At 67.3% G+C, this 5,785-nt stretch carries 2 protein-coding genes and 1 pseudogene; 1 reads left to right on the forward strand and 2 read right to left on the reverse strand.

Features of this window, described 5'->3' with window-relative positions:
• Window positions 1-100: 100 nt before the first annotated feature.
• Both narY and ACFWPJ_RS22585 read right to left on the reverse strand, forming a co-directional pair.
• A pseudogene (gene narY / locus ACFWPJ_RS22580) lies at window positions 101-682 on the reverse strand (nitrate reductase subunit beta); the annotation flags it as partial.
• 10 nt (window positions 683-692) lie between these two features.
• Complete coding sequence (locus ACFWPJ_RS22585) at window positions 693-4,403, reverse strand: nitrate reductase subunit alpha (RefSeq protein ID WP_378854329.1); 3,711 nt, start codon at window positions 4,401-4,403, stop codon at window positions 693-695.
• A gap of 600 nt (window positions 4,404-5,003) precedes the next feature.
• Between ACFWPJ_RS22585 and ACFWPJ_RS22590 the strand changes: the two genes are divergently transcribed.
• The coding region (locus ACFWPJ_RS22590) for a helix-turn-helix transcriptional regulator (protein WP_378854331.1) at window positions 5,004-5,785 on the forward strand (782 nt) is incomplete at its 3' end.

A 5,785-nucleotide genomic window follows, 5' to 3' on the forward strand; every position in this document is an offset into this window, starting at 1 on the left:
GTGCTGTTTTGTTGTTTATCACCCCCGGGCCCGCCCCCCCCCCCGGCTAGTGGTCGGGGTCGCCGCGCCCGCGCCCGACATCGCCCGGGTGTCCGCCCCCCCCCCCGGCCCCCCCCGCGCCCCACGACGGGTTCAGGCAGTGCTCGCAGATGCGCGGCAGGTAGAACATGAAGGTCTCTTCGAACTCCAGTTTCACCTTGTCCTCGAGCTTGCCGAGCAAGGGGTCCTTGCCGACCGCTTCGGGACCGGAGCCGAGGTCGTCGTCCCAGTTGGCGCCCCAGGTGACCTTGGTGTCCTCGCCGGTGATCAGCGACTTGGGCCGCGCGACCGGGGTGGTGTCGGTGGGCGGGGAGGCCAGCAGGTTGTCGTAGTCGTAGCTCCACGGCTCGTAGTAGTCGTCGACCGTGGGCAGATCCGGGTTGGCGAAGATGTTCATCAGGCGCTTGAACCGCGAGCCCGACTTCAGCGACAGCTTGCCACGCTTGTTGAGCGTCCAGCCGCCCTTCCACTTCTCCTGATCCTGGTACTGGCGCGGATAACCCTGTCCGGGACGGGTTTCCACATTGTTGAACCAGACGTACTCGGTGCCACCGCGGTTGGTCCACGCCTGCTTGCAGGTGACCGAGCAGGTGTGGCAGCCGATGCACTTGTCCAGGTTCATGACCATGGCGAGCTGAGCCATTACGCGCATGTCAGTACTCCACGTTCTGGTTACGGCGACGGATCGTCGTTACTTCGTCACGCTGGTTTCCGGTGGGCCCGTGGTAGTTCAGGGCGAAGGACTGCTGGGCGTAGCCGCCGATCAGGTGCGACGGCTTGATCAGCACCCGGGTCAGCGCGTTGTGGATACCGCCGCGCTTGCCCTTGGATTCCTTGGTGGTCTGCTCGGTGCCCTCGATGCGCGGCACGTCCACGGCGCGGTCCTGCGCGTGGTACATGAAGACCGTGCCCTCCGGCATGCGGTGCGAGACGATGGCGCGGGCGACGACGATGCCGTTGCGGTTGACCGCCTCGATCCAATCGTTGTCGGCGACACCGATCTTGGCCGCGTCCCGGTCCGACATCCAGATCGTCTGACCGCCGCGCGAGAGCGTCAGCATGTGCAGGTTGTCCTGGTAGGCGGAGTGGATCGACCACTTCGAGTGCGGGGTCAGGTAGCGCACGGTGACGCCGCTGCCGCTCACATTGCCGATGCTCGGCTCGGCGAACAGCGCGGTCATGTCCAGTGGCGGCCGGAAGATCGGCAGCTGCTCGCCGAGTTCGATCATCCAGTCGTGGTCGAGGTAGAAGTGCTGGCGCCCGGTGAGGGTGTGCCACGGCTTGAGCCGCTCGACATTGATGGTGAACGGCGAGTACCGGCGGCCGCCGCTCTCACTGCCCGACCATTCCGGCGAGGTGATCACCGGGACCGGACGGGCCTGGGTGTCGGCGAAGGTGATCTGCTTGCCCTCGGCCTCGGCGGCGAGGTCGGCCAGCTGGGTGCCGGTGCGGCGCTCGAGCTCGTGGAAGCCCTCGACCGCGAGGCGGCCGTTGGTGGTGCCCGACAGCGCCAGGATGGTCTCGGCGGCGAAGGTGTCCTTGGCCAGCGACGGACGCCCGGCCGCGACGCCGGAGACGACGGTGCCGTTCTTGCCCGCGAGGTATTCCACCTCTTTGTCCGGGTAGGTCGTGATGCCCTTGGTGGTCACGCCGAGGGTGTCGACCAGCGGACCCAGCGCCGCGAGCTTCTCCGCGATCTTGGTGTAGTCGCGCTCGATCTCGACGATCTTGGGCATGGTCTTGCCCGGAATCGGCTCGCACTCACCGGCTTTCCAGTCCAGCACCTTGCCGCCGGCCTGCGCCAGCGCGTCGGGCGAGTCGTGCTGCAACGGCACCGCGACAATGTCTTTGCGGGTGCCCAGGTGCTTCTCGGCCAGCCAGGAGAAACCGCGCGCGATCCGGTGGAACGCGTCGAAGTCGGTCTTGGCCTCCCACGGCGGGGAGATGGCGGGGGAGAAGGCGTGCACGAACGGGTGCATGTCGGTGGAGGACAGGTCGTGCTTCTCGTACCAGGTGGCGGCGGGCAGCACGATATCGGCGAACAGGGTGGTGCTGGTCATGCGGAAGTCCAGGGCCAGCAGCAGATCCAGCTTGCCCTCGGCGCCTTCCTCACGCCATTCCAGTTCCTGCGGGCGCACGCCGTTGGCGTCGGTGGTCTGCAGGTTGGAGCCGCAGCCGAGCAGGTGCTTCTGGAAGTACTCGTTGCCCTTGCCGGAGGAACCGAGCAGGTTGGCCCGCCACACCGTGAGCACGCGGGGGAAGTTCTCCGGTGCGTCGGGGTCCTCGCAAGCGAAGCGCAGATCGCCCGACTTGAGCTGGGAGACAACGTGTTCGGCGGGGGTAGCGCCTGCCGCGGCGGCCTCGTCGGCCAAGTCGAGCGGGTTGCGGTTGAACGTCGGGTAGCTCGGCATCCAGCCGAGCCTGCTGGCCAGGGCGATATTGTCCGCGGCGGTGCGGCCCGCGAACTTGCCCTTGCCCAGCGGCGAGGCGAAGGAGTCGGAGGTGAACGGGTCGTAGCGCCACTGGTCGTTGGTCAGGTACCAGAACACGGTGCCCTGCATCTGACGCGGCGGGCGCTGCCAGTCCGCGGCGGAAGCCAGTGTCGCCCAGCCGGTGACGGGACGGCACTTCTCCTGGCCGACGTAGTGGGCCCAGCCGCCGCCGTTCTTGCCCTGGCAGCCGGTGAGCAGCGTCAGGGTGAAGAAGGCGCGGTAGATCTGATCGGAGTGGAACCAGTGGTTGGTGCCCGCGCCCATCAGGATCATCGAGCGGCCGCCGGAACGTTCGGCGTTGTCGGCGAATTCGCGGCCGATGCGCGCGGCCTGCACGGCGGGCACACCGGTGATGCGTTCCTGCCAGGCCGGGGTATAGGGCGAGTCCGCGTCGTCGTAGCCCTTGGCCCACTCGCCGGGCAGGCCGTCGCGACCCAGGCCGTACTGCGCGAGCAGCAGGTCGAAGACGGTCGTGACCCGCTTGCCCGCAACGATTTTCGTCGGGACGCCACGCAGGATCGTCTCGGCGGTGTCGGTGTCGAAGCGCGGCAGGGCGATCGTGGCCGGTGCGTCGGCGGAATGGCCGAGCAGGGTGAGCAGCGGGTCGACGCCCTCGAGGTCGAGGTTCCACTTGCCCGCGCCCTCCTCGCCGAAACGGTGGCCGAGAGAACCGTTGGGCACCACCGGGTTTCCGGCCTGATCCAGCAGCACCGGCTTGTGCTCGACGCCCTCACCCGTCTGTCCGAGATCGGCGGCGGTGAGGAACTTCCCGGGCAGGGCGCTGTCCTGATCCGCCGCCTCGTCGAGACAGATCAGGTACGGCAGGTCGGTGTAGGACTTGATGTAGTCGAGGAACATCGGAGTCTGCTTCTCGAGGAAGAACTCCTTGAGCACGACATGCCCCATGGCCATCGCCAGCGCGGCATCGGTGCCGGGACGCGCGGCCACCCACTCGTCGGCGAACTTGGTGTTGTCGGCGTAGTCGGGGGAGACCACGACTACCTTCTGGCCGCGGTAGCGCGCCTCGGTCATGTAGTGGGCGTCGGGCGTGCGGGTCACCGGGACGTTGGAGCCCCACATGATCAGATAGCCCGCGTCGAACCAGTCGGCCGACTCCGGCACGTCGGTCTGGTCACCGAAGACCTGCGGCGATGCCACCGGCAGGTCGGCGTACCAGTCGTAGAAGGAGAGCATGTAGCCGCCGAGCAGCGACACGAAGCGCGCGCCGGTGGCGTGGCTGACCATCGACATCGCCGGGATCGGCGAGAAGCCGGCCACGCGGTCGGGGCCGTACTGCTTGATCGTGTAGACGTGCGCGGCCGCGGCGATCTCGGCGGCCTCCCACCACTCGGCACGGACGAAACCGCCCTTACCGCGCGCGGTCTTGTAGGCCTTGGCCTTGACCGGGTCCTCGACGATGGACTCCCAGGCCAGCACCGGGTCCTTGAGCTCGGCCTTGGCCTTGCGGTACAGGTCGAGCAGGGTGCCGCGCACGTACGGGTAGCGCACCCGGGCGGGGGAGTAGGTGTACCAGGAGAACGACGCGCCACGGGGGCAGCCGCGCGGTTCGTACTCCGGCTTGTCCGAGCCGACGGACGGGTAGTCGGTCTGCTGGGACTCCCAGGTGATCACGCCGTCCTTGACGTAGATCTTCCAGGAGCACGAACCGGTGCAGTTCACGCCGTGCGTGGAGCGCACCACCTTGTCGTGCGACCAGCGGTCCCGGTAGAACGCGTCGGCATCGCGCCCGCCGACCTTGTAGACCGACCGGCTGTCCGGCGATACCTCACCGCGCTGAAAGTATTTACCCAGGTTCAGCAACGTGTCGCCGATATCGGTGGGCGACGGACCATGAGTGCGCGAATTAACCACGACGCCCCCTTCGAGCTGTGCATTCGGGCTGTTAGATGGCAACTGTAAAGAGGCGCACTGCTGCGGCAAAACGAACTTTTCACATCCTCACTCGGCGCTCGGTGAGCTGTGAGGTCGGCGCAATCTCGTGGTCATGGGCCCGGCGCGCGGCCCGGCTCGCGAATCGGGTCCGACCAGGGTGAACAGGCTCCGAGCAGCCGCGACGGTGTCATCGGGGAGCATGGCGCGGAGTATGCGGTGATGCTTCCGAAACCGTCGCTTCTCGGGCGGTTTACATTTGTTTACACACCGGAGAGGCCCGCTGAACAGGGCGGATGTGACGGCACGCACAGTATGGCGGGCGCGAACATGCCGGAATTCGACGCGGCCGGCGAGCCTGAACGCAGGGCGGTGCCTCCCTGGCGTGCGGGGTTGCCGGTCGGTAACTACCCAATGGTCAACGCGTCAAGATAAAGAAACGGCAACTTTTCCGTTCGGCGATTGGTTCGAGGTTGAAACCTCATCCAGGATGATGCGGTGCAGACAGGGAGGGTTGCGGTGCTACCGAAGACATCGTCCGACGGTCCGGCTGGTCCACCGAGGCCGCCGACGCTCGGCGGGTTGCTGCGGCGCCTGCGCGACGATCGGCGGATTTCCCGGGAAAAGCTGGCCTTCGCGGCCGGTGTCAGCTCGAGTTACATCACCCATCTGGAGAGCGGCGACCGGGACCGGCCGACGCAGGCCGTCGTCGAGGCGCTGGTGCGCTATCTCGACCGCATCGAGCCGGTGACCGACATCGAGCGCAGGCACCTACTCGACCTGGCGGGCTTGTCCGCCGTGGGCAATCCGTCGGTCGAGGATCTACGCGCCGAGATCAACGCCGAGATGCGCCGCACCCTGGCCCTGCAGGAGCCGAACCTGGCGGCCTACGTCGATACGCGCTGGAATGTGCTGGCGGGCAACGAGTCCTACCATCGCGCCTTCCCCGGGCTGGTCGAGGATGTGAACATCCTGCGCTGGTTCTTCGGCAATCCGCTCTCGCGCAAGGTGATGGTGGAGTGGGAGAAGGAATCGTCGCTGACCGTGCACTGGCTGCGCGGTCTGATCGGACAGCAGGGCGGCGGCGACTGGGCCGCGGACCTGCTCGACGAGCTGGCGCAGTACCACGACTTCCGGCGGATCTGGGACGACGGCGACACCGTCTACGGCCGCGAGCACACCGCCATGCGGCTGTGCGATCTGGACACCGGCGAGTACTACACCATCGACGTGCAGCTGTTCCGGCTCGATTCCGTCGCCTACCCGGGCCGCATCCAGTACTACCTGGGCGTGCGCGGCCCGGACGGGTCGCCCCGGGGCCGGTTGAATGCCGGGTACGGGGCCCGCGCCCCGAAGTGGGGGTG

It is taken from the genome of Nocardia sp. NPDC058497, assembly GCF_042720195.1.
Lineage (GTDB): Bacteria > Actinomycetota > Actinomycetes > Mycobacteriales > Mycobacteriaceae > Nocardia.